At 61.3% G+C, this 24680-nt stretch carries 23 protein-coding genes; 15 read left to right on the top strand and 8 right to left on the bottom strand.

The window, feature by feature from the left end:
• Position 1 precedes the first annotated feature (1 nt).
• The 5 genes from R8871_RS23585 to R8871_RS23605 all read left to right on the top strand — a co-directional run bounded on the left by R8871_RS23585 (position 2) and on the right by R8871_RS23605 (position 5872).
• Positions 2-1489 (top strand): sugar ABC transporter ATP-binding protein, encoded by a 1488-nt coding sequence (locus tag R8871_RS23585; protein WP_175052642.1) that lies wholly within the window; start codon positions 2-4, stop codon positions 1487-1489.
• The gene (locus R8871_RS23590; protein ID WP_175052643.1) at positions 1470-2483 is read left to right on the top strand and encodes an ABC transporter permease; all 1014 of its coding nucleotides are present in this window, start codon (positions 1470-1472) and stop codon (positions 2481-2483) included. Before R8871_RS23585 ends, R8871_RS23590 begins: the two co-directional genes overlap by 20 nt.
• Before the next feature lie 83 nt (positions 2484-2566).
• Positions 2567-3529, top strand: coding sequence for a substrate-binding domain-containing protein (locus R8871_RS23595; RefSeq protein WP_175052644.1), 963 nt, complete (start codon positions 2567-2569; stop codon positions 3527-3529).
• A gap of 79 nt (positions 3530-3608) precedes the next feature.
• Positions 3609-4658 (top strand): sugar phosphate isomerase/epimerase family protein, encoded by a 1050-nt coding sequence (locus R8871_RS23600; protein ID WP_175052645.1) that lies wholly within the window; start codon positions 3609-3611, stop codon positions 4656-4658.
• 62 nt (positions 4659-4720) lie between these two features.
• Complete coding sequence (locus R8871_RS23605; protein WP_175052646.1) at positions 4721-5872, top strand: Gfo/Idh/MocA family protein; 1152 nt, start codon at positions 4721-4723, stop codon at positions 5870-5872.
• Positions 5873-5950: 78 nt separating this feature from the next.
• Here the strand turns inward: R8871_RS23605 and R8871_RS23610 are convergent, their stop codons facing one another.
• The 3 genes from R8871_RS23610 to R8871_RS23620 all read right to left on the bottom strand — a co-directional run bounded on the left by R8871_RS23610 (position 5951) and on the right by R8871_RS23620 (position 8433).
• Entirely contained in the window at positions 5951-6211 is a 261-nt protein-coding gene (locus tag R8871_RS23610) for a hypothetical protein (RefSeq protein WP_012432018.1), read from the bottom strand.
• Between the two features lie 86 nt (positions 6212-6297).
• Positions 6298-7458, bottom strand: coding sequence for an ABC transporter substrate-binding protein (locus tag R8871_RS23615; RefSeq protein ID WP_175052647.1), 1161 nt, complete (start codon positions 7456-7458; stop codon positions 6298-6300).
• Positions 7459-7491: 33 nt separating this feature from the next.
• On the bottom strand, positions 7492-8433 hold the full coding sequence (locus R8871_RS23620) for a CysB family HTH-type transcriptional regulator (RefSeq protein WP_007175965.1): 942 nt from the start codon (positions 8431-8433) through the stop codon (positions 7492-7494).
• Positions 8434-8652: 219 nt separating this feature from the next.
• Between R8871_RS23620 and R8871_RS23625 the strand changes: the two genes are divergently transcribed.
• The 7 genes from R8871_RS23625 to R8871_RS23655 all read left to right on the top strand — a co-directional run bounded on the left by R8871_RS23625 (position 8653) and on the right by R8871_RS23655 (position 16051).
• The gene (locus tag R8871_RS23625) at positions 8653-10332 is read left to right on the top strand and encodes a nitrite/sulfite reductase (RefSeq protein WP_175052648.1); all 1680 of its coding nucleotides are present in this window, start codon (positions 8653-8655) and stop codon (positions 10330-10332) included.
• A gap of 22 nt (positions 10333-10354) precedes the next feature.
• Entirely contained in the window at positions 10355-10894 is a 540-nt protein-coding gene (locus R8871_RS23630) for a DUF934 domain-containing protein (RefSeq protein WP_175052649.1), read from the top strand.
• The gene (locus R8871_RS23635; RefSeq protein ID WP_175052650.1) at positions 10891-11637 is read left to right on the top strand and encodes a phosphoadenylyl-sulfate reductase; all 747 of its coding nucleotides are present in this window, start codon (positions 10891-10893) and stop codon (positions 11635-11637) included. The genes R8871_RS23630 and R8871_RS23635 overlap by 4 nt, the downstream gene beginning before the upstream one ends.
• Before the next feature lie 113 nt (positions 11638-11750).
• Positions 11751-12713 (top strand): sulfate adenylyltransferase subunit CysD, encoded by a 963-nt coding sequence (gene cysD, locus R8871_RS23640; protein ID WP_054042851.1) that lies wholly within the window; start codon positions 11751-11753, stop codon positions 12711-12713.
• Between the two features lie 25 nt (positions 12714-12738).
• On the top strand, positions 12739-14055 hold the full coding sequence (locus R8871_RS23645) for a sulfate adenylyltransferase subunit 1 (protein WP_054042849.1): 1317 nt from the start codon (positions 12739-12741) through the stop codon (positions 14053-14055).
• A gap of 74 nt (positions 14056-14129) precedes the next feature.
• Positions 14130-14882, top strand: a complete 753-nt coding sequence (cobA, locus tag R8871_RS23650) for a uroporphyrinogen-III C-methyltransferase (protein WP_175052651.1) — start codon at positions 14130-14132, stop codon at positions 14880-14882.
• A gap of 716 nt (positions 14883-15598) precedes the next feature.
• Positions 15599-16051 carry a hypothetical protein gene (locus tag R8871_RS23655; RefSeq protein WP_175052652.1) on the top strand — a complete coding sequence of 151 codons (453 nt, stop codon included), beginning with the start codon at positions 15599-15601 and terminating at the stop codon, positions 16049-16051.
• A gap of 596 nt (positions 16052-16647) precedes the next feature.
• On the opposite strand, the gene R8871_RS23660 is transcribed toward R8871_RS23655, so the two are convergent.
• From R8871_RS23660 to lptF, 3 genes are read right to left on the bottom strand one after another with little or no spacing between them, the layout of a single operon-like run.
• On the bottom strand, positions 16648-17022 hold the full coding sequence (locus tag R8871_RS23660) for a sirohydrochlorin chelatase (RefSeq protein WP_175052653.1): 375 nt from the start codon (positions 17020-17022) through the stop codon (positions 16648-16650).
• An 11-nt stretch (positions 17023-17033) separates the two neighbouring features.
• Positions 17034-18182 (bottom strand): LPS export ABC transporter permease LptG, encoded by a 1149-nt coding sequence (gene lptG, locus R8871_RS23665; protein WP_175052654.1) that lies wholly within the window; start codon positions 18180-18182, stop codon positions 17034-17036.
• Positions 18183-18185: 3 nt separating this feature from the next.
• Positions 18186-19283: an LPS export ABC transporter permease LptF gene (lptF, locus tag R8871_RS23670; protein WP_175052655.1), complete on the bottom strand. Its 1098-nt coding sequence runs from the start codon at positions 19281-19283 to the stop codon at positions 18186-18188.
• A 137-nt stretch (positions 19284-19420) separates the two neighbouring features.
• Here lptF and R8871_RS23675 point away from each other — a divergent pair, with 137 nt between their 5' ends.
• The 3 genes from R8871_RS23675 (at position 19421) to R8871_RS23685 (ending at position 22214) form a co-directional block, all read left to right on the top strand.
• Complete coding sequence (locus tag R8871_RS23675; RefSeq protein ID WP_175052656.1) at positions 19421-20947, top strand: leucyl aminopeptidase; 1527 nt, start codon at positions 19421-19423, stop codon at positions 20945-20947.
• 52 nt (positions 20948-20999) lie between these two features.
• Positions 21000-21416, top strand: coding sequence for a DNA polymerase III subunit chi (locus R8871_RS23680; RefSeq protein WP_175052657.1), 417 nt, complete (start codon positions 21000-21002; stop codon positions 21414-21416).
• A gap of 117 nt (positions 21417-21533) precedes the next feature.
• A complete protein-coding gene (locus tag R8871_RS23685; protein WP_175052658.1) occupies positions 21534-22214 on the top strand; it encodes a DUF2486 family protein in 681 nt (226 codons plus the stop codon).
• A gap of 83 nt (positions 22215-22297) precedes the next feature.
• On the opposite strand, the gene R8871_RS23690 is transcribed toward R8871_RS23685, so the two are convergent.
• The gene (locus tag R8871_RS23690) at positions 22298-22639 is read right to left on the bottom strand and encodes a c-type cytochrome (RefSeq protein ID WP_175052659.1); all 342 of its coding nucleotides are present in this window, start codon (positions 22637-22639) and stop codon (positions 22298-22300) included.
• Positions 22640-22837: 198 nt separating this feature from the next.
• The gene (ilvD, locus tag R8871_RS23695) at positions 22838-24511 is read right to left on the bottom strand and encodes a dihydroxy-acid dehydratase (RefSeq protein WP_175052660.1); all 1674 of its coding nucleotides are present in this window, start codon (positions 24509-24511) and stop codon (positions 22838-22840) included.
• Positions 24512-24680: the final 169 nt, after the last annotated feature.

Consider the following 24680-nt stretch of genomic DNA (forward strand, 5'->3'; position numbering starts at 1 on the left):
CATGAGCCTCGCCATTCGCTTCGACGATATTCGCAAAGACTTCGGGCCGGTGCGCGTGCTGCACGGGGTGAGCTTTGATCTGGCGCCGGGGCGTATCTACGGTTTGCTCGGCGAGAACGGCGCGGGCAAGTCGACGCTGATGAAAATCCTCGCCGGCTACGAAACGGCGACTTCGGGCACCTTGCTGGTCGACGGCCACGCGCAGCACTTCATCGGTTCGCGCGACGCGGAAGCGGCCGGCATCGTGCTGATTCACCAGGAGTTCAATCTCGCCGAGCATCTGACAATCGCGCAGAACATGTATCTCGGCCATGAAAAAAAGCGCGGCTGGTTCGTCGACGACGCGGCAATGCGCGCCGAGGCGGCACGTTTTCTGGCGCAGGTCGGTCTCGAGAAAGCGCCGGATACGAAAGTGCGCGAGTTGATCGTCGCGGAAAAGCAGATGGTGGAGATCGCCAAAGCGCTGTCGCGTCGCGCACGTTTGCTCATCATGGACGAACCGACCGCCACGCTCACACCGTCCGAAACAGAGCGTCTCTTCACGCTGATGGCGAAGCTGAAAGCCGACGGCGTGACGATCGTCTACATCTCGCACAAGCTCGACGAAGTGGAGCGCATCACCGACGAAGTGATCGTGATGCGCGACGGCCGCTTCGTCGCGCGCAGTGAAACCGCTGGACTTGCGCGGCAGCAGATGGCGAATCTGATGGTCGGGCGCGACGTGTCCGATATGTTCCCCGACAAGATCACCGTGCCTGCCGACGCGCCGATCGCGTTAAAGGTAGAAGGCCTCGCCGTGCCGGACTGGGTCGAAGACCTGAGCTTCGACGTGCGCGCCGGCGAAGTGCTCGGTTTCGCGGGCCTCGTCGGCGCGGGCCGCACTGAAGCATTCGAAGCGCTCATCGGCCTGCGCAAACGCACGGCGGGCCGCATCGAGATCGCTGGCCGTCGCGCCGATCTGAAGAGCCCGCGCGACGCCATGCGCCACGGCATTACGTATCTAAGCGAGGACCGCAAAGGCAAAGGTCTGCATGTGAATCTGAGCTTGCAGGACAACGTCACGCTGATGACGCTCGAACGCTACGCGCATCCCTTGCTGGATATGAAAGCCGGGCGCGCGGCCTTGACCCAAGCCGTGCACGATTTCGGCATTCGCACCGGCGATCTGTCGAGCCGCGCGCGCATGCTCTCCGGCGGCAATCAGCAGAAGCTCGCGCTCGCCAAGTTCCTGCAGCCTGACCCGAACGTGATCGTGCTCGACGAGCCGACTCGCGGCGTCGACGTCGGCGCGAAACGCGACATCTATTTCCTGATCCATCGTCTTGCCGCGCAGGGCCGCGCGGTGATCGTCATTTCATCCGAACTGATCGAGCTGATTGGTTTGTGCCATCGCGTCGCCGTGATGCGCGCGGGACGCCTGCAAACCACGCTCACGCTCGAACACCTGACCGAAGAGGAGTTGATCGCCCATGCGACCGGCACCCACTGAAGCCGTCCAATCCGGCCGCGCGTTGCGCTTCGCGCATCGTTTGTATGCACTCGGGCCGCTGGTTGGGCTGATCCTGTTGTGCATCGTCGGCACGCTGCTCAACCGCGATTTCGCGACGCTCGACAACATGATGAATGTGCTCACACGCACTTCATTCATCGGCATCATTGCGGTCGGCATGACCTTCGTGATTATTTCGGGCGGCATCGATCTGTCCGTCGGGTCGATGGCGGCGCTGATCGCGGGCAGCATGATCTGGCTGATGAACGGACTTGCTGCGGGTGTCGGCGGTCATACGTTCGCGCCCTTGCTGATTCTGACGCTCGGCATTGTGTTCGCGCTGGTGCTCGGCGGTTTGTTCGGCTGCGCGCACGGCCTGCTGATTACCAAAGGACGCATCGAGCCGTTCATCGTTACGTTGGGGACGTTGGGCATTTTTCGCGCGGTGTTGACGTGGCTCGCGGATGGCGGCGCGCTGACGTTGGATAACTCGTTGTCCGATCTATACGGACCGGTTTACTACGCGAGCCTCTTTGGCGTGCCCGTCCCGATCTGGGTGTTCCTGGTCGTCGCGGCGGGTGGCGCGTTGATTCTCAATCGCACGGCGTTTGGCCGCCATGTGCAGGCGATCGGCTCCAACGAACAGGTCGCGCGCTACGCGGCGATTCGCGTCGATACGGTGAAGATCGTGACGTACGTGTTGCTCGGTATCTGCGTTGGTGTTGCAACGGTTTTGTATGTGCCGCGGCTCGGCTCGGCTACGCCAACTACCGGTTTGCTGTGGGAACTCGAGGCGATTGCATCGGTGGTGGTGGGCGGTACTGCGCTGAAGGGTGGCGAAGGGCGCGTGGTCGGCACGGTGATCGGCGCGATCCTGCTTTCGGTGATCGCCAATATTCTGAATCTGACCAGCATCATCAGCGTGTATCTGAACGCGGCGGTGCAGGGCGTCGTGATTATCTTCGTCGCGTTTGTGCAGCGCGGACGGCGGTAGGTAGTGGGCGTTGAGCTTCAAGGAATACATCGGCAAGTTTGAGAATCGGGGCGCATGAACGCCTCACAATTGGAGACACAACCATGAAGCAGGTCATTCGAGCGGTTGGCGCCGGCATGCTGGCGTTGGGGATACTAGGCACGGCAGGCGTTGCGCGTGCCGATGAAAAAGTCACGCTGGGCGTCGCGATTCCGACTGCCGACCACGGCTTTACGGGCGGCATTGTCTGGTGGGCGAACAAGGCGAAAACCGATCTGGAGAAAGCGCATCCCGATCTGAAGGTGATCGTGAAGACTGCAGCCGGCGCGCCCGAACAGGCGAATCAGTTGCAGGATCTGGTGACGGTGAACAAGATCAACGCACTGGTGATTTTCCCGTTCGAATCGGCATCGCTCACGCAGCCGGTGGCTCAGGTGAAGAAGAAGGGCGTGTACGTAACGGTAGTGGATCGCGGTCTGACGGATACCAGTGCACAGGATGCGTACGTTGCGGGTGACAACACCGCATTCGGCAAGATCCCCGCCGAGTATCTGGCGAAAGCGCTCGACGGCAAGGGCGACATCGTCGCGCTGCGCGGCATTCCGACGACGCTCGACAACGAACGCTGGACCGCGTTTACGGGCGTACTGAAGGCGTATCCGAACATCAAGATCCTCGACGGTAAGTACGCGAACTGGAATCGCGACGACGCCTTCAAGGTGATGCAGGACTATCTCACGCGCTTCAAGCACATCGACGCGGTCTGGGCGGCGGACGACGACATGGCCGTTGGCGTCATCAAGGCGATCGAGCAGGCCAAGCGTACCGACATCAAGATCGTGTTCGGCGGCGCGGGTTCGAAGGGTATGGTGAAGAACGTGATGGATGGCGCACCGATGATCAAGGCCGATGTCTCGTACTCGCCGAAATTCATCTACGACGCGATCAAGCTCACCGCGGAAGCGCGTCTGAAGGGCGACAAACTGCCGCCGACCACGATCATTCCGTCGGTGCTGATCACGAAGGAAAACGCGCAGCAGTTCTATTTTCCTGACTCGCCGTTCTGATCCTGGGCATCCGGCGCGCGCTTGCCATGTCTCTGCCGTAGAGGCGTGACAGGCGCGCCATAGTTCGAGGAACCGTACGATGAAAACCATCAAAGGGCCGGCGATCTTTCTCGCTCAATTCATGGGCGACGAGGTGCCGTTCGACAATTTCGCGCATCTGGCGGGTTGGGCCGCGAGTCTCGGCTTCAAGGGAATTCAGGTGCCGTGTGATGCGCGTCTGATCGATCTCGAGCAGGCGGCCGCGAGCCAGACGTATTGCGACGAGCTGCGCGAGGCTGCGGAAGACGCAGGCGTGTCGATCACCGAACTGTCGACACATCTGCAAGGGCAACTGGTGGCCGTGCATCCGGCCTATGACGTGTTGTTCGACGGCTTTGCCGCGCAGCACGTGCGTGGCAATCCGGCTGCGCGCACGAAGTGGGCAGTCGAGCAGATGAAGCTCGCCGCGAAGGCTTCGCAGCGTTTGGGTCTCGATACGCATGTGTCGTTTTCCGGCGCACTGGCGTGGCCGTATCTGTACCCGTGGCCGCAGCGTCCCGCAGGTTTGATAGAAGCCGCTTTCGAGGAACTTGCGCGCCGCTGGACGCCGATTCTCGATGCGTTCGACGAAGCCGGTGTGAACGTGTGCTACGAATTGCACCCGGGCGAGGACCTGCACGACGGGGTAACCTTCGAGCGCTTTCTTGACGCAGTGAAGCAACACCCGCGCGCGAAAATCCTCTACGACCCGAGCCATTTCGTTTTGCAGCAACTCGACTACCTTGCGTTCATCGACATCTATCACGAGCGCATCAAGGCATTCCATGTGAAGGATGCGGAGTTTCGTCCGAACGGCAAGCAAGGTGTGTATGGCGGCTATAGCGGCTGGGTCGAACGTGCGGGGCGTTTCCGGTCGCTTGGCGACGGGCAGATCGATTTCGGCGCGATCTTTTCGAAGATGGCGCAATACGATTTTCCGGGCTGGGCAGTCCTGGAATGGGAGTGCGCGCTAAAGCATCCTCAGGACGGCGCGCGCGAAGGTGCGGAGTTCATTCGCCGCCACATCATTCGCGTGGCCGATCATGCGTTCGATGATTTCGCAGGCAGTGGCGTGGATGCAGCGCAGCTAAAACGCCTGCTTGGTATTTGACGGTTTTCTGCAGGCGAGCTAACCGTGAGGCGGTTGAAGCGGATCGCAAAGGAGCGAGTGCGATGGCACAAAGAAGACTCAAGCTCGGCATGGTCGGCGGCGGGCAGGGCGCATTTATCGGCGCAGTGCATCGGATCGCGGCGCGGCTCGACGACCGGTTCGAACTGGTAGCGGGCGCGTTGTCGTCCGATCCGCAGCGCGCGCAGGCGAGCGCCGCTGAGGCCGGCATCGCGCGCAGCTATACAGACTGGCGCGAGATGGCGCGCGCCGAAGCCGCTCGCGACGACGGTATCGACGCAGTCGCGATCGTCACACCGAATCATCTGCATGCGCCGGTGGCGACGGCTTTTCTCGAAGCGGGCATTCACGTGGTGTGCGACAAACCGCTGGCGATTTCGTTGGCGGAAGGCGAGGCGCTCGCGAAGCTCGCGCGCAAGAAGAACAAACTATTCGCGTTGACGCACACGTATTCCGGTTATCCGATGGTGCGCCATGCGCGCGAGCTCGTCGAACAGGGCGAGCTCGGCGAAATACGCGTGGTGCAGGTCGAATACGCGCAAGACTGGCTGGCTGAACCGATAGAAACGAGCGGTACGAACAAGCAGGCGGGCTGGCGCACGGATCCTTCTTTGGCGGGACCCGCCGGCTGCCTCGGCGATATCGGCACGCATGCGTATCACCTCGCTGCCTTTATCACGGGGATGACGCCGTCGTCGCTATCGGCCGAATTGCATACCTTTGTGCCGGGACGTCGTATCGACGACCACGTGCAGGCGATGCTGCGCTATCCGAACGGCGCGCGCGGCATGCTGTGGGCGAGTCAGGTGGCGAGCGGCGCGGAGAATGCGCTGCGTCTGCGGGTGTACGGAACGAAAGCGAATCTCGCCTTCGATCAGGAGAATCCGAACGAACTATGGTTCACGCCGCTCGGTGGGTCGGCTGAGCGACTGACGCGCGGACGGGTGAAAAGTGCGATCGCGGCGCATGCGACGCGTGTGCCACAAGGGCATCCTGAGGGTTATCTGGAAGCGTTCGCGCAGTTGTACAAGGACGCGGCGTTACAGATCGAAGCGTTGAATGCAGGTCAACCGTTGCCCGCTGAAAGCCTGTTGCTCACAACAGTGGATGATGGTGTGGCGGGTCTGCGTTTTATCGATGCAGTGTTGGCAAGCAGCGCGGTGGACGGTGAGTGGTACGAGATCGGAAACGGCTGAGCGCAATGACCGGGCTTACCTCCGCCGCGGGTAAAAACCCTGCCTTGGCGCCGCACGCACGCCCCCTCAGTAACGTCTTCAACCGCCCTTGCTCTTCTTGATCTGCTCTTCAAAAGCAATATCGAGCTTGCTCGCCTTGCGCGGCTTCGGCGGTCCGAAACCATCGACGAATTTGACGAAATCGTCGAGCGTCAGCGGATCGGAGACTTTCTTGTCGGTGCCGCTCGATTTGTCGACCAGATAGAACAGGCCGCCGGACAGGCTGATTGCCGCGAACTGCGGATTGCCGCTGCGGGTTTTCAGCCGCTCGACGGCGTGGATGGCTCGGGTGGTGCGCATGATATGGGACGGCTGGTCGGGGAAAGACTTCTACTGTAGCAACTTCGCGCGCAAGCATGCTACACGCAGCTTGCGCGGTGCCGTGCTCACTGACTCAAGTAAACGAACTTCCCATTCTTGATGATGCCCATCACGCTCGCGCGCTGATCCAGCCCAACGTGATCCTTCGGGCTCGTATTGACCACGCCGTTCGGCACGACCAGCTCATGCGCATGCTCAAGTTCGTCACGCAATGCGGTGCGGAAAGCCGGCGTGCCCGGCTGCGCCGTCTTCAACGCGCGCGCAACGGCATCCTGCAAACGCGGGTACACCCCCGCCGCATCGCCCGCAAATTGGGTCACGCTGCCCGGGCCGTACTTCGCTTCGTATTCGTTGGTGAATGCGAGCGCCGCCTTCTTCGCCGGATGATCGGCCGGCAATGTGCGCGCCACCACGACCGGCTGCGTCGGAAACAGCGTGCCTTCCACGTCCTTGCCGCCCAGTTTGATGAACTCAGGCGTGGCGATGCCGTGCGTCTGATAGATCGGGCCTTTGAAGCCGCGTTCGATCAGCGTGCGTTGCGGCAGCACGGTCGGCGTGCCGGCCCCGGCAATCAGGATCGCGTCAGGTTTGGCGGCCATCAGCTTGAGGATCTGGCCGGTGACGCTGGCGTCGGTGCGGTTATAGCGCTCGGTGGCCACCAGTTGGATATGACGCAAGGCCGCGAACTTGCTGAACTCGTTGAGCCAGCTCTCGCCGTAGCCGTCCGCGAAACCGATGAAGCCCACCGTCTTCACGTTGTGGTTCGACATGTAGCGCGTCATCACGTCGGCCATCGCGCTATCGGTTTGCGCCATCTTGTAGGCCCACACCTTCTTGCCTTCCTGCGGTTCGACCACGCTCGCCGAGCCGATCAGCGTGATCATCGGCGTCTGGCTTTCCGCGACCGGATCGAGTGCGGCCATTGCCGCCGGCGTGATATTCGGGCCGACGATCACGTCGACGTGGTCTTCATTGATCAGCTTGCGGATGTTGCGCACCGCCGCGCCCGGGTCCGAAGCGTCGTCGAGGAAGATGTAGTCCGCTTTCTGGCCGGCAATCGTGGCCGGCCACATCAGCATCGCGTTCTTGCTCGTGATGCCGATCACGGCCGCGGGGCCGGTGCTCGACAGGTCGATGCCGACCTTGATGTCGGCTTGTGCTGCGGTAGCGAGCAGGAGCGCGCCGAGAGCGGCGAGGCCGCTGATCTTTTTCTTATACGACTTCATCGAGGGGTCTCCGTAGCGGGAAGCGTGGTGATGTCAAAGTTCGTAGGTTTCGTGTTCGCCTTTGAGCGCCTGTTCGATCAGCTTGCGGTTCATGCTCGGCGACAGCAGTTCGACGAGCGTATACACATAGCTGCGCAGATAGGCGCCCTGTTTCAGCGCGACCCGCGTCACATTGCTGCCGAACAGGTGGCCGACCGGCATCGCGCGCAAATGGCGGTCGCGCTCGGCGTTGAACGCGATATCCGCCATGATGCCGACGCCCAGGCCCAGTTCGACGTAGGTCTTGATCACGTCGGCGTCGATCGCCTCCAGCACGATGTCCGGATGCAGCCCGCGCAGGCGGAACGCCTCGTTGATCTTGGTGCGGCCGGCGAAGGCGTTGTCGTACGTAATCAGCGGATATTGGGTCAGATCATCCAGCGACAAAAGTTTGCGGTCGAGCAGCGGATGATCCGGCTGCATCACGGCGACGTGGTGCCACTGGAAGCAGGGCAGCGAGACCAGCTCCTTATAGTTAGCGATCGCTTCGGTGGCGATGCAGAGGTCGGCCTGGTCGTGGATCACCATTTCGGCCACCTGGGTCGGGCTGCCTTGCAGAATCGAAAGGTGAACTTTCGGGAAGCGCTTCTTGAATTCGGCGATCGCGGCCGGAAGTGAGTAGCGCGCCTGGGTGTGGGTGGCGGCGATCACCAGGTTGCCCTGATCCTGGGCTGCGTAATCTTTACCGACTCGCTTGAGGCTCTCCACCTCCTGCAGAATCTTCTCAACCGACTGAAGAATGATGCGCCCCGGCTCGGTCAGCGAGCGCACGCGCTTGCCATGTCGTGTGAAGATTTCAACGCCCAGCTCGTCTTCCAGCTCGATGATCGCCTTGGAGACGCCCGGCTGGCTTGTAAACAGGGCTTTGGCCGCTTCGGTCAGGTTGAAATTCTGCCGCACAGCCTCGCGGACGAAGCGGAATTGATGCAGGTTCATATATAACCTCTCCGCATATCAAAAGAATTTTTTAGTCGTTTGAAATATAAGGCGAGTTTATTACGATCTGTCCATCTTTTTCAATATGGATATCTGTATTTGTCATAAGCAAATGAGAGATGGGTCTAAACCCTGACTCGGCTGGACTGACAAATAGAGATATCCGGAGCGCGGCAGAACCGGACTGCCACGTGTAACGCAAAAAATTGGGGTCCCCGAATGTACCAATACGATCAGTACGACCAGACCATCGTCGATGAGCGGGTCGCGCAATACGCCGATCAGGTTCGCCGCCGTCTGTCGGGCGAATTGAGCGAAGAGGAGTTCCGTCCGCTGCGCCTGCAGAACGGCCTGTACATGCAGCGTCACGCGTACATGCACCGCATCGCGATTCCGTACGGCAACCTGCGCAGCGACCAGATGCGCGTGCTGGCTGAGATCGCGCGTGTGCACGACCGCGGCTACGGCCACTTTTCGACGCGCTCGAACATCCAGTACAACTGGATCCAGCTCGAAGAAACGCCGGAAATCCTGCGCAAGCTTGCAGCGGTGCAGATGCACGGCATCCAGACCTCGGGCAACTGTATCCGTAACATCACCGCCGACCAGTTCGCCGGCGTAGCGCCGGACGAAGTGGTGGATCCGCGCCCCTGGGCAGAAATCCTGCGCCAGTGGTCGACGTTCCACCCGGAATTCGCGTGGCTGCCGCGTAAGTTCAAGATCGCCGTGTCGGGTTCGAAGGAAGACCGCGCTGCCGTGCAGATTCACGACATGGGCGTGTATCTGAAGAAGAACGAGCAGGGCGAGCTGGTGGCCGACATTCTGGCCGGCGGCGGCATGGGCCGTACGCCGATCATCGGCGCGATCATCCGTAAAGATCTGCCGTGGCAACACCTGCTGACGTACTGCGAAGCCGTGCTGCGCGTGTACAACCGCTATGGCCGCCGCGACAACATTTACAAGGCGCGTATCAAGATTCTCGTGAAGGCCTTGAGCCCGGAGAAATTCTCGGCGCAGGTCGAAGAAGAATGGCAACACCTGAAAGACGGTCCTTCGACGCTGACGCAAACTGAAGTCGACCGCGTGTCGCAATACTTCCAGCCGCCGGTGTATGAAAAGCTGGCCGACACGGATGCATCGTTCGAAAAGCATCTGCTGGAAAACCGTGCGTTTGCCCGTTGGGTCGAACGTAACGTGCGTCCGCACAAGGTCGAGGGTTATTCGTCGGTCACGTTGTCGCTGAAGCCGACCACGATCGCCCCGGGCGATGCAACCGACGCGCAGATGGAAGCGGTCGCCGATTGGGCCGACGAGTACTCGCTCGGCGAAATCCGCGTGTCGCACGAACAGAACCTGATTCTCGCGAACGTGAAGAAGCGCGACCTGTTCGCCCTGTGGGAAAAAGCCAAGGCACAAGGTTTCGCGACGCCGAATATCGGCTTGCTGACCGACATCATCGCGTGCCCGGGCGGCGATTTCTGCTCGCTCGCGAATGCGAAGTCGATTCCGATCGCGCTGGCGATTCAGGAACGCTTCAACGATCTCGACTACGTGTACGACCTCGGTGACGTGTCGCTGAACATCTCGGGTTGTATCAATGCTTGCGGTCACCACCACGTCGGCAACATCGGCATTCTGGGCGTCGATAAGGACGGCTCGGAGTGGTACCAGGTGACGCTCGGTGGCGAGCAGGGCACGGGTGCCACCGGCGCGCATCTCGGCCGCGTGATCGGCCCGTCGTTCTCGGCGGAAGAAATGCCGGACGTGATGAGCAAGGTGATCGACACGTTCGTGGAGAATCGCCACGAAGGCGAACGCTTCATCGAAACGTACAACCGCATCGGCATGGCCCCGTTCAAGGAACGTGTGTACGCCTCGCGTCAACCGGCTCACGCGTAACCGCGAAAAGGATACTGAACAGATGGCTTCTATTATCAAGAACCGCGCGATCGTCAACGATGACTGGACGGTGGTGCGCGCCGCTGAAGACGGCACGCTGCCCGCAGTGAATGACTTGCCGGCCGGCAAAGTGCTGGTGCCGCTCGCGCTGTGGCAGGCTTCGCGTGATGCACTGATCGCATCGCGCAGCACCGCTGAAATCGGCGTGTGGCTCGCGCCGGATAGCGAACCGGTGGATATCGTCGGCGACTTCGACACGATCGCGCTGATCGGCGTGGACTTCCCGGTGTTCCGCGACGGCCGCGGCTATAGCATCGGCCGCCTGTTGCGCGAGCGTTATGGCTACAAGGGTGAACTGCGCGCGATCGGCGACGTGCTGCGCGATCAGCTGGCGTTCATGTTCCGCTGCGGCTTCGACGCGTATGCACTGCGTGAAGACAAAGACTTCGACGACGCGCTCAAGGCGTTCGACGAATTCAGCTTCAACTATCAGGGTGCGGTGGGCTCGTCGCCGCTGTTCCGCCGCCGCGAAGCGGGCGAACTGGCGAAGGCCTCGGCATGAGCGGCGCACAATTGCTCACGCCGGAACTCGCTGCGAAGGTTGAGCGCCTCGATGCGCTGCTCGATTCGATCGCAGCGCGTCACGCGAACGTGAAACTTGCCAGCAGCCTCGCAGCGGAAGACATGCTGCTCACGCACGCGATTCTGTCGCGTGGCGTGAAGATCGGCATTTTCTCGTTGAACACGGGCCGTCTGCACGCGGAAACGCTGGGCATGCTCGATCGCGTGAAAGAGCGCTACGGTTACGATATCGAGCAGTTTCACCCGCAAGCCGCCGCGGTTGAAGAGTATGTCGGCTCGCATGGGCTGAACGCGTTTTATGAAAGCGTCGATCTGCGCAAGCGTTGCTGCGAAATCCGCAAGGTCGAACCGTTGAACCGCGCGTTGTCGGATGTCAGCGCATGGGTGACGGGTCAACGCCGCGAGCAGTCGGTGACGCGTGCCGAACTGCACGAGGAAGAGCACGACGCCGCTCGCAACATCGCCAAGTTCAATCCGCTGACGGACTGGACCGAAGCTGAAGTGTGGGACTATCTGAAAGCGTTGGACGTGCCGGTCAATCCGCTGCATGCGCGCGGTTACCCGAGCATCGGCTGCGAACCTTGTACCCGCGCGATCCGCCCCGGTGAAGACAGCCGGGCAGGGCGCTGGTGGTGGGAGTCGCGCGATACGAAGGAGTGCGGGCTACACATCACGACGATTACGCCGATCCACGTCAGCAGCAGCGAGAACGCTTCGGCATAAAGCATTCAGGCGAATCAGGCCTTGGTTTTTAGCTTGAACGCCGCACATACCGATTTGAATACTTCCGCGACGCAGGCAACCGCTTGCGACGCGAATCAACGAAGGACCCAGACATGAGCACCACGCTCGATTCCACTGTGAATGCACCGCTTACCAACACGGCGAACCGGATGGATCACCTCGATTGGCTCGAAGCCGAATCGATCCACATCCTGCGCGAACTGGTCGCCGAATGCAGCAAGCCCGCGTTGCTGTTTTCGGGCGGCAAGGATTCGGTCGTGGTGCTGCACCTCGCACTGAAAGCTTTCGGCATCGGCGCAAATCGCAAGACTGTGCTGCCGTTCCCGCTCGTGCATATCGACACCGGTCACAACTATGACGAAGTGATCGACTTCCGCGATCGTCGCGCGAAAGAGATCGGTGCTGAACTGGTGGTGGGTCACGTCGAAGATTCGATCAAGCGCGGCACCGTGCGTCTGCGCCGTGAACTGGATTCGCGCAATGCTGCGCAAGCCGTAACGCTGCTCGAAACGATCGCTGAACATGAGTACACCGCGCTGATCGGTGGCGCACGCCGTGACGAAGAAAAGGCCCGTGCGAAAGAACGGATCTTCTCGTTCCGTGACGAATTCGGCCAATGGGATCCGAAGGCGCAGCGCCCGGAACTGTGGAGCCTGTATAACGCGCGTCTGCATAACGGCGAACATCTGCGTGTGTTCCCGATCTCGAACTGGACCGAACTCGACGTGTGGCAATACATTGCCCGCGAACAGCTTGAACTGCCGTCGATCTATTACGCGCATCAACGCGAGATCGTGCGCCGCAACGGCCTGCTCGTGCCGGTCACGCCGCTTACGCCGATGCGTGAAGGCGAGACCAGCGAAACCGCGCTGGTGCGTTTCCGTACCGTGGGCGATATCAGCTGCACGTGCCCGGTGGAAAGCGATGCGGATGATCTCGAGAAGATCATCGCCGAAACGGCCGTGACCGAAATCACGGAACGCGGCGCGACGCGGATGGACGATCAGGTCTCCGAAGCCGCGATGGAACAGCGTAAGAAGCAAGGTTATTTCTAAGCACACGAACCAAGGTAAAGCAATCATGAGCGGTATTCACCAACCAGAAGACCTCGGCGTGCTGCGTTTCATCACTGCGGGCAGCGTCGACGATGGCAAGAGCACATTGATCGGCCGCCTGCTGTACGACAGCAAGGCGGTATTGAGCGATCAACTCTCCGCACTGTCGCGCGCAAAGAATAAGCGTACCGTTGGCGACGAAATCGATTTGTCGCTGCTGACAGACGGCCTCGAAGCCGAACGCGAACAAGGCATTACGATCGACGTCGCATACCGTTACTTCGCAACGGCCAAGCGCAAGTTCATCATCGCCGACACGCCGGGCCACGAGCAATACACGCGCAACATGGTGACGGGTGCATCGACCGCGCACGCAGCGATCATTCTGGTCGACGCAACGCGTGTGACGTTCATCGACGGCGTCGCGCAACTGCTGCCGCAAACCAAACGTCACAGCGCGCTGGTGAAGCTGCTCGGCTTGCAACACGCGATCGTCGCGATCAACAAGATGGACCTCGTCGACTACAGCGAAACGCGCTTCAACGAGATTCGTGATGCGTATGTCGAACTCGCGCGTCAACTCGGTCTGAACGATGTGCGCTTCGTGCCGGTGTCGGCGCTGAAGGGCGACAACATCGTGACGGCAAGCGAAAGCATGCCGTGGTACGCGGGCGAGCCGCTGCTCGATTTGCTCGAGGCGTTGCCGGTCGAAGTTCCGACGGGCCAGGCGCTGCGTTTCCCGGTGCAATGGGTCGCGCGTCAGGACGGCAGCCAGGCCGACGATTTCCGCGGCTACATGGGCCGTGTCGAAGCGGGCGAGGTGAAGGTCGGCGATACCATCGTCGTGCTGCCGGCGAACCGTGAAGCAACGGTTGCCGAGATCATCGCACCCGTGACGGGCGGAACGGCCGCGGTGGACCGCGCATTTGCTGGCCAAACCGTGACGATCCGTCTGGCGGAAGACGTCGACGTGTCGCGCGGCGACACCTTCGTGCTGCGCGAAGCAGCGCCGGAACCGGCCAAGAAACTGGAAGCCGATCTATGCTGGTTCGACGACACGCCGCTGTCGACGCAACGCAAGTATCTGTTGAAGCAGACCACCAACACGGTGTTCGCCCGGATCGGCGCGATCAAGGAAGTGCTCGACGTGCATACGTTGTCGCAGGCCACCGATCGCAAGGATCTGACGATGAACGACATCGGCCGCGTGTCGCTGACGTTGCAAAAGCCGCTGGTGTGCGACGTGTACGACTCGCATCAGGGCACGGGCGCATTCGTGCTGATCGACGAAGCGACGCACCACACAGTCGCCGCTGGGATGATCCGGGCGTTTTCGGCTTGAGTTGCCGACTGGGCAACTAACGCGCGCTCACGGCTTCGGGTTTCGCACGAACTGGACGAATGGGGTTAAGGCGAATGGGTAAGGTGTATCTGATCGGTGCAGGGCCAGGGGCCGCGGATCTCATCACGGTGCGCGGCGCGCGGCTGCTCGGCACGGCTGATGTCGTGTTGCACGACGCGCTTGTCGAGCCGGCGATGCTCGACTACGCACCTTCCCACGCGCGGCGGATTGCGGTTGGCAAGCGGTGCGGGCAGTTGTCGACGGCGCAGCAGTTCATCAACAAGCAGATCGTGGATGCCGCGCTTGAGCACGATGTGGTGGTGCGTTTGAAGGGCGGCGATCCGATGTTGTTTGGGCGCGCTGATGAGGAGATGCGGGCGCTCGAGGCGGCGGGTATCGAGTATGAGGTGGTGCCTGGGATTACGGCGGCACTTGCCAGTGCGGCAACGCTAAAGCGGTCGTTGACGCTTCGCGGCGTGTCTCGCAGTGTTGCGTTGGCGACGCATAGCCGGGCGGCTGATACCGCGGCGATTCGGGAGCAGGTGAATGCTGATTCGCTCGTGTTCTACATGGGGCGGGATAGCGGGCCCGAGATCGCGCAACAGTTGATCGATGCTGGGCGCGATGGCGCGACTCCTGTGGCGATTGTGGAGGCGTGTAGTACGCCTCGTGAGCGGATGCTGACTCTTACGCTTTCGGGTCTCGCTTGTGGTGAGGCTCAGCAGTGGCTTGATGGGTCGCAGCCTAGTTTGCTGATGATAGGGGAGGCGTTTGCTGCTCGGCAGCTGGGTGTTCGCTCCGCGGATGGGATGTTAGTGGCTGCTTGAGGTTTTTTTGCCTTTTGCGGCGCTTGTTTGTCCGTGTTCCTGGGGCTTTGGCCTTTCCTTGCAGTGTTAGTGGTCTATTAGCGTTGCCCCTGTGCGGGGCGGCACCTACTTTTCTTTGCCGGCTGCAAAGAAAAGTAGGCAAAAGAAAGCAGCTCAAACCGCTAATGCTAAGCGGGCACCGTGGTTTTCTGCGGGTAGTGGTGCATCTGGAATCTGTGTTCTCCCGCATTCGGCGCCAGTGACAAGGGCGTCATACTTCCCATCTCACACTTCGTGCTCGCCGGAAGCGTTTGCCCGGCCGCGCTTCGCGCGACGTCATGGTCGGTTATCTGCCACTACTCCGTTTCTTTGCTGACGTTTCTTCAGTGCTGTAGTCCTGTGTGCGGGCGCGCGCTTGGGAAATTTCGGAAATGCTGGCTTCGCGCGCTCTTTAGCCCAAGCAGGCGATCACTCGCGAAACGATACGTTTTAAACTCAATTCGCCGTCAAAACAACGACGGTCAGGCTTGGCGGCCTGTTGCCAAACGCATACCTGCCTCGGCGGGTCTGTGTCTATCTCTGCGCGTCTTATGGGCGGGCCGTGATGGGGAGGCCTTCGGGCCTGCCGGTTTTCGTTTGGCACCGGTCGCCAACCTTGTCATTGAGCCCGCTCACCACTTTGCAAACTACAAGCTAGTGCGCCGGGCGGTCCAGGTAAGTTTCAGGGAGATCGCGCCATGAGTAAATCCGCCAAAAATTCACGAACCACGTCGCGCCCACCCGTTGACGCACTTCAGTACGAAAAGCTCGCCTTATCCGCTTTCGGACTTGTTGACCGGCAACTAAGCCAACTGGACAAGTTGGTCACGCTTGCGGCCTCGATATTCAGGAGTCCGGCGGTGACACGGGAAGAGAGGCATCGTCAGCGAAAATTGCTGGAAGTGTTGATCGACACTGGCGAGGATTATCGGCGAGAAGTCGAGATTGATCGCGAGTTGTACCAGGTCATCGCGCTTGATGCGAAGGGAGTGCCGCAAAGCTGCATTACCGCGCGCCGCGCAGCGAACCTTCTGGCGAAGGCCACGCAGAGGGCACCGGAGAACTGCAGAGGCATGCGCGCACTGGGGACAATGCGAAACAGGCAAGGGCGTTTTAAAACGATCACGCGCCCTATTGCAACAGCACACTGACAAAAACCCACGGTACCAGGCTACAAACATAAAAAGGCGCGAGCGCCTTTTTATGTTGTAACTGGATGGCACCCATGCCTCGCCAACAGATGTGGCTCGTCATCGCATCTGCCTCACCATCATCATGGCGATTGGAACAACGACCGCAACGGCACCCGCGGCCGGGACGGTGATTCAGCACACCGACATATCATTGAGGTGGGGTTCCTGGGGAGTACAGAGGCGCGTACCGAGGCGAAGCCGACGGCCCCCACGGCGCGCAACCGAAGCCGGCGGTTTCCCATGCAGACCCATCCGCGACGCACGCAGTGCGGAGTGGGAACTGATGAGTCCTTTGTCACTAACGCCGAATGTGCGAGAGCACGGATTCCAGTCGCACCACTACCCGCAGCGGACCACGGTGCCCACTTAGCATTAGCGGTTTGAGCCGCTTTCTTTGCTTATCTTTCTTTGCGGCGGCAAAGAAAGTAAGTGCCGCCCCGCACAGGGGCAACGCTAATAGACCACTAACAAATCAAGGAAAGGCACGAAAGCCAGAACAAGGAAAAGCCAACGCCCAAGGCAAACAGAAAAGAAGCCCCGCACAGGCAAAAAAATCAACCCTGCCGAAGGCAATACCCAGCAACAGCCTCCAACACCCCTTCATCCTCGCCAACAGCAACAGCACACCTAATCTCGACCGCAGGATACAACCCCCGACACCGCTCAATCACCTCCGGCAGATCCCTACGCACATGCCCACCTTGCCCAAAAAACACAGGCACAACAGTCACAACAGAACACCCGTCGGAGACAAGATCCCCCACAGCGGTAGGCAAGTCCGGCTCCATCAACTCAAGAAAAGCCAACAACACCGCCCCGGTATCAGAACCGCGCGCAGCGCGCACCTTCTCAGCGAGCCTCTCAAACGGCTCCCGCCACCGCACATCCCGCGCGCCATGCGCAAACAGCACAAGTCCATGCGTAGCCATGACAAAGGCCCCTAATGGCGATCAACCCACTTCAATCCGACCAGCCCGAGCACGAGATAAACAAGCCCAGGCGTAGCCGCAGTCAACGGCGCAGGCCACGTATTCAACGTGCCGATATGCGAGAACAGCGTATTGAACAGCTGGAAACTCATCCCCAGCATGATCCCGCCGAAAACCTTCACACCCACCACGCCGGCACGCGTATGCAGATACGCAAACGGCAGCGACAACACCAGCATCACGAACACCGCGAACGGATACAGCAGCTTGCGCCACAGCGCAATTTCATACCGCTGCGTGTCCTGATGATTCTCGGTCAAATGCTGGATGTAGCGGAACAGGTTGAACATCGACATCCGGTCCGGCGACACCAGCAGCACCGACAAAATCTGTGGCGTCAGTTCCGAACGCAGCGAATACTCCGGCAACGCCACCTGCTTTGCACGGTACACCGGATTCAACGCATCGGCCGGCGTGCCCGCGGGAGGGGGCACGTCGATCAGTTGCGTGTCCGTCACATCAGTCAGTTGCCAATGACCCGGCGGCTGATACGTGCCGCTCTTCGCAATCCGCACGTTCGAGAGACGGAACTGCGAATCGAATTCGTAAATGCGCACGTTGCTGATCGTCGCATCCGGCTTCAATTCGCCGACGTTGACGAAGCGCGTCACCTGCTCGCCGTCGGCGCGCGCCGTGAGCGTGTCCTTGACCCATACGCCCGACTCGAAGTTGCTCGAGACCGACGACCCCAGTGCCTCGAGCCTCACGCGCTCCGACAGCTGATCCGTGTACGGGCCAATCACTTCGCCGATCAGGTAAGTCAGGAACACCAGCGGAATGCCGATTTTCATGAGCGAGCGCAGCGCCTGATTGGTGGCGAGGCCGGACACGCGAAAAATCGTGTACTCGGAATTCGCCGCCATCTGCGCGAACACGTAGATCGCGCTGATCAACGCCGCAACCGGAATGATTTCGTAGAAGCGCGACGGCGTTTGCAACGCGACGCGCAGCACTGCGTACTGGAACTTGTAGTTGCCGTGGCCGACGGAATTCAGTTCATTGATCAGGTCGAAGAAAAAGAACAGACCCGAAAACGCGAACAGAATAAAGACGAACGTGAGATAGATCTGACGCGCGAAGTACCTTTCATAGATGCGCATCGGTCAGGCCCCCTGCGAACGGCTGAACATCGCCCGCGTGAATAGCGGCCGGTTGCGCACGCGCAGCCAGAAGATGAACGCGACGATCAACGCCACAATAACGTGCAGGCCCACCAGTCCAACCGCGAACGACATCCGGCCTTGCTCGATCCATGCCTGCACGACGTTCAACAGATTGGAGTACGTCAGATAGATCAGGACGGCCATCACCAGATTGATCGTGCGGCTGCGTCGCGGATTCTGGTGCGCAAGCGGAATCGCCAGCAGCATCAGGTTGATCGCGATCAGCGGCAGCCCCGCGCGCCAGGCAAATTCGGCGAGATTGTCGTCGGTCGGGTTACGCAGGAGCGTAAGCGTGGGCAAGCTGGTCGTGGTGGGCGTATTGACGACCGGCTGGCTCTGGATCTTCAGGCCGTAGCGTTCGAATTCCATGATGCGGAAATCGGGGTGGCCCGGTTCGCCGTCATAGCGGCGGCCGTTTTCCAGCACGACAAAGCGGTCGCCGTTCTTATGAGTTTCGGTGTGGCCGGTTTTCGACACGACCACGTTGACCTTACCGTTCTCCGTACTGGTCACGAAGACGTTCTCGACGCGCGCCTGGTCGGGCGACATCTTCTCGATGAAGAACACACGGTGGTTGGTGGTCGACTCGCGGAATTGACCCGGCGCGAGCAGCGAGACTTCGTCGCGCTGCTGGAAACGCGCGCGCAGCAGCTTGTTCTGCTGGTTCGACCACGGCCAGCCTACGAACACGAAGAACATGATGAGAATGATGATCGGCGTGGAAAAAATGGCGATCGGCTTGATGAATTGCGTCAGGCTGACACCGGAGGACAGCCATACGACCATCTCGGAGTCTTTGTACCAGCGTGTCAGGACGAACAGGATCGACACGAACAGGGTCGCGACGAGCATGATCGCCAGGTAGCCGATCACAGTCAGGCCGATCAGGACCAGCACGTCGCGCGGGTCGATCTCGCCCGAGGCCGCGAGGCCGACGATGCGGATCATCATCGTCGTCAGCACGAGCGTGAGGAGAACCATGAACACGGCACCAGCCGTATACGCGAGTTCGCGCTGGAGGGAGCGTTCGAAGATCATTATTGATGATGAGGTGGGGCGCTCTCAGTGACGAACGGATTGGTTCCCGTCACGCCTCCGGTGCAGCCGCCGCGGGAAAAATAGCGGATAATTGCGGCTTTCATCCTAAGCCCAGATTTTATCCGAGGACAAGCGCGATGGACTTTAGCATAAAAGCCTGTGATTGGACCAAAGGCTCGTCAAACGGTTTCCTGACCGGGAAATCCGATTGCATCGTAATCGGCGTGTTCGAGTCGCAAACGCTCTCGGGCGCTGCGCTGGAGATCGACGCGGCCACCAAGGGCCTCCTGACCCGCGTCATCAAGGCCGGCGACATGGACGGCAAGGCCGGCACTACCCTGTTCCTGCACGAAGTCTCAGGCATCGGCGCTTCGCGCGTGCTGCTGGTCGGCCTCGGCAAGCAGGATGCTTTCAGTCAGAAAGCCTACGGCGAAGCCGTGCGGGCCGCCTGGCGCGCATTGCTCGGCACCAAGATCGTCCAGGTCACCTTCACGCTCGCCCAGTTGCCGATCCTCGAGCGCTCGGCCGATTGGGGCGTGCGCGCCGCGATCCTCGCGCTGCGCGAGTTGAGCTACCGCTTCACGCAAATGAAGAGCAAGCCGGACAACGCGCCGCGCGCTCTGAAGCGCATCGTGTTCAGCGTCAACACCGGCGACGAAAAGGCCGCCAAGCTCGCGGCCAAGCAGGGCGCCGCGCTTGCCAACGGCATGGATCTGACGCGCGACCTCGGCAACCTGCCGAGCAATGTCTGCACGCCGACCTATCTTGCCAACACCGCTAAGAAGCTCGCCAAAGACTGGAAGCTGAAAGTCGAAGTGCTCGGCGAGAAGCAGTGCGAGGCCCTGAAGATGGGCTCGTTCCTGTCGGTCACGGCCGGCTCGGTCGAACCGGCCCAGTTCATCGTGCTGCAGTACCAGGGCGGCGCCGCGAAAGCCGCGCCGGTGGTGCTGGTCGGCAAAGGCGTCACGTTCGATACCGGCGGCATTTCGCTCAAGCCGGGCGAAGGCATGGACGAGATGAAGTACGACATGTGCGGCGCCGGTTCGGTGCTGGGCACGTTGCGCGCCGTCGCCGAAATGGGCCTGAAGATCAACGTGGTCGGCATCATCCCGGCCGTCGAGAACATGCCGTCGGCCACGGCCACCAAGCCTGGCGACATCGTCACCAGCATGAAGGGCCTGACGATCGAAGTGCTCAACACGGACGCCGAAGGCCGGCTCATCCTGTGCGACGCGCTGACCTATGCCGAGCGTTTCAAGCCGGCAGCGGTGATCGACATCGCCACGCTCACAGGCGCCTGCATCATTGCGCTGGGTCATCACAACAGCGGTCTGTTCTCGAAAGACGACGCGCTGGCGGGCGAGCTGCTCGATGCCTCGCGTGAAGCCTCCGACCCGGCCTGGCGCCTGCCGCTCGACGACGAGTATCAGGATCAGCTCAAGTCGAATTTCGCGGATCTCGCCAACATCGGTGGACGTCCGGCGGGCAGCGTGACGGCGGCGTGCTTCCTGTCGCGCTTCACTGAAGCGTATCCGTGGGCCCATCTGGACATCGCCGGCACCGCGTGGAAGAGCGGCGCGGCGAAGGGTGCCACCGGCCGCCCGGTGCCCTTGCTCGCGCAGTTCCTGATCGATAGGGCCGCGGACGGTCGCGCTGCACAATGACGCATTGCAGTAAGGTTGCGGGCGTCGCTGTAGGCGCAAAGCGGAGCCGCCGATGACGAGAATCGATTTTCACTCGAACGTCGGCGATTCGCTGCTGTATGCGTGCCGCCTGATCCGCAAGGCGTATCAGGCGGGCCAGCCGACCATCGTGCTGGCCGAGCCCGCGCGTCTGCGGGCTTTCGACGAGCAGTTGTGGACCTTCTCGCCCCTCGACTTCGTGCCGCACTGCATGGCGGGCACGCCGCTCGCGGCGCAAACGCCAATCGTGCTGGCGTCGAACCTCGATGATGTGCCGCATCATCAGGTGCTGCTCAATCTCGGCGCCACGGTTCCGGCGCAATTCGCTCGCTTCGAAAGATTGCTGGAAGTGGTCGGTAACGCACACGACGAACTCGCGGCGGGCCGCGAACGCTATCGTTTCTATCGCGATCGCGGCTATGCTTTGAACAACTACAAGCAAGGCAGCTAGGTCCTCAACCAGGTCCTCGACCAGGTCCTATCTGGCCCGCGTCGCGTGATGTTTTGTCGGATGGATTCGACGCGCGCGCGGCCTGCCTCGGCTTGGACTCAAACACGGAGAGCGCGCGTGTCCGATCCTAACGATAGTTCGATCCCGGTTCTGAACGAGATTCTCGTGCCGGGCAATCCTGCCCAGGCGCGTCAGGCTGAGGGCGGCGCAGCGGCGCCGGCCACCCAGCCAGCGGCCGATCCCGCGACTGCGCAAGAACCGGTCCTTACGCCAGAACCCAGGCACGAGCCTGAGCCGCTGCTTGCACCAGAATCCGCGCACGCGCCAAAGGAGCCGACGCTCGCGCCGGAGCCCACGCATGTGTCGGAGGAAGCGCATCCGGCCGAGCACCACGCCCACCCGAAAAAGCGCTCGAGGGCGCACCACGCTTCCGATCACCGGCACGGGCATGAGCCGGCGTTGGCGCCGTCAGCGGGCGTCTTCGATCGGGCTGAACCGCATGCGCCGATCGAGGCGGGTGCGATCGTGCCGCCGGATATCGCTCACGAAACACAGCCGCAGCCGAATCTCGATGCCGATGTCATCGCCGAACGTCTGCGTGGACGGTTCGCGGGTTTTCTGACGGGCGATGGACGCGGCATCATCGAAGCACGTTGCCGCGATGCATTGCAGGATCACACGTCGTGGCTGGTCAACCAGATCACGCGCGAAGTGGCGTTGGCGCTGGAGACGGAATTGACCGGCTGGGTCAGGGAAGCGGTCGATCAGGAGATCGCGCGGCGCTCGGGCAGCGCCTGATCGTGGCTGAGGGCGCGCCGTTATCCGGGCGCGCTCACCGCTTTCATCAAGCGGCGTTCATTTGAGTCTTCGTTCGAATGTGCTTATTTGAGCGTCAGCACCCAGCTCGCCAGCGTAGCCGCCTGATCGGGCGTGAGTTGCGTATTCGCGGGCATCGGCACCGCGCCCCACACGCCCGTGCTGCCATCCAGAATCTTGTGCTTCAGATAGGTGGCGGCATCTTCGCGGCCGGCGTATTTCGAGGCGACGTCATGCAGCGCCGGTCCCATGAATGGACGCGACACCGAGTGGCAGCTCATGCAGTTCTGCTGCTGGGCAAGCGCGAGGGCGGCGGGCACCTCCGCGTGCGCCGCCGGACTGCCGGCGCCTAACATAGCGCTCAGCACGCTGGCCGACGCGAGCGCTGCATACGACATTGATTTCATTCTGGTCTCCGTCGGTGCAAGTGCCCGACTCGTGGTGCTCGCATTATAAAAGGAAAGGGGCGCACGGTTTCCCGTGCGCCCCTTTGCGCTTTCTCGTAACTGACGCAGCCGATGTGGCGTCGAGCGATGCGGCGCATCCGCCCCGGAGTATCGAGGCGGATCAGCGCAGCGCGTGCTTAGTGCGCGCTTAGTGCCCGCTTAGCCCGTCACTGCGCCCTTGTTGGCCGGCAGGGCCAACGCGGAGTACTTCGCCAGCACGCCACGCGTGTAGCGCGGCTTCGGTTGCTGCCATGCTGCGCGGCGGCGTTCCAGTTCGGCGTCGTCGATGTTCAGTTGCAGGAGCAGCTTATGCGCGTCGATCGTGATCGAGTCGCCTTCCTGCACGAACGCGATCGTGCCGCCCACAAAGGCTTCCGGCGCCACGTGACCGACCACCATCCCCCACGTGCCGCCCGAGAAACGGCCGTCGGTGATCAGGCCGACGCTTTCGCCGAGTCCCTTACCGATGATCGCGGATGTAGGCGCGAGCATTTCCGGCATGCCGGGGCCGCCCTTCGGGCCGAGGTAGCGCAGCACGACCACGTCGCCTGCAACGATCTTGTCGGCCAGAATGGCTTCGAGCGCGCTTTGCTCGTCGTCGAACACGCGGGCCGGACCGGTGATGACCGGGTTCTTCAGACCGGTGATCTTGGCGACGGCGCCGTCGACGGCCAGGTTGCCCTTCAGGATCGCCAGATGGCCTTCCTTGTACAGCGCCTGCTCGATCGGGAAAATCACCTGCTGGTCGGCGCGCGGCTTGCTCGGCACGTCCTTCAGTTCTTCGGCGATCGTCTTGCCGGTGATCGTCATGCAATCGCCGTGCAACAGGCCTGCGTCGAGCAGGATCTTCATGACTTGCGGAATGCCGCCGGCCTTGTGCAGATCGGTCGCCACGAACTGGCCCGACGGCTTCAGGTTGCAGATCACCGGCACTTTCTTGCGCATGCGCTCGAAGTCCTCGATGGTCCATTCCACTTCTGCCGCGTGGGCGATGGCGAGGAAGTGCAGCACGGCGTTGGTCGAGCCACCCGTGGCCATCAGCACGGCCACGGCGTTTTCGATCGCCTTCTTCGTGACGATGTCGCGCGGCTTCAAATCCTTCTTGACCGCTTCGACCAGCACACGTGCCGATTCGGCCGCCGAGTCGACCTTTTCCTGGTCCGGATTGGCCATCGTCGACGAATAGAACAGCGACATGCCCAGCGCTTCGAACGACGAGCTCATCGTGTTGGCGGTGTACATGCCGCCGCACGAACCCGTGGATGGGCACGCGTTCTTTTCGACCCCTTCGAAATCTTCCTGCGACATCCGGCCGGCTGTGAATTCGCCCACGGCTTCGAACGACGACACGATGGTCAGGTCCGTGCCCTTCCAGTTGCCCGGACGGATCGTCCCGCCATACACGTAGATGCTCGGCACGTTGGTGCGCAGCATGCCGATCATGCCGCCCGGCATGTTCTTGTCGCAGCCGCCGATCACCACCACGCCGTCCATCCACTGGCCTTGCACGCACGTCTCGATACAGTCGGAGATGACTTCGCGCGACACGAGCGAGTACTTCATGCCTTCGGTGCCCATCGACATGCCGTCCGAAATCGTCGGCGTGCCGAAGATCTGCGGATTTGCGTCGGCGCCCTTGACCGCGGCGACCGCTGCGTCGGCCAGACGCTGCAGGCCGGCGTTACACGGCGTGATGGTCGAGTGGCCGTTGGCGATGCCGATCATCGGCTTGTCGAAATCGGCCTTTTCGTAGCCGAGTGCGTAGTACATCGAGCGGTTCGGTGAGCGCGCCACGCCTTGCGTGATGTTCTTGGAACGACGGTTGTATGCCATGGGGAACTCCAATCTGTTTTGTTTTGATCCGTGCTGCGTGTGCGGGACTCGGGTGCTGCCGCAGAGGCTGGGCTGACGCTGCCGATGTCTTACCGGCGTCGGCGTCGGCCGATACGGCGATTCAGGTCAGTTCAGTGTAGTTCCGACGCGTTGCGCAAGGGTGCAGTTT

The sequence above is a fragment of the Paraburkholderia sediminicola genome, assembly GCF_902859805.1.
Lineage (GTDB): Bacteria > Pseudomonadota > Gammaproteobacteria > Burkholderiales > Burkholderiaceae > Paraburkholderia > Paraburkholderia sediminicola.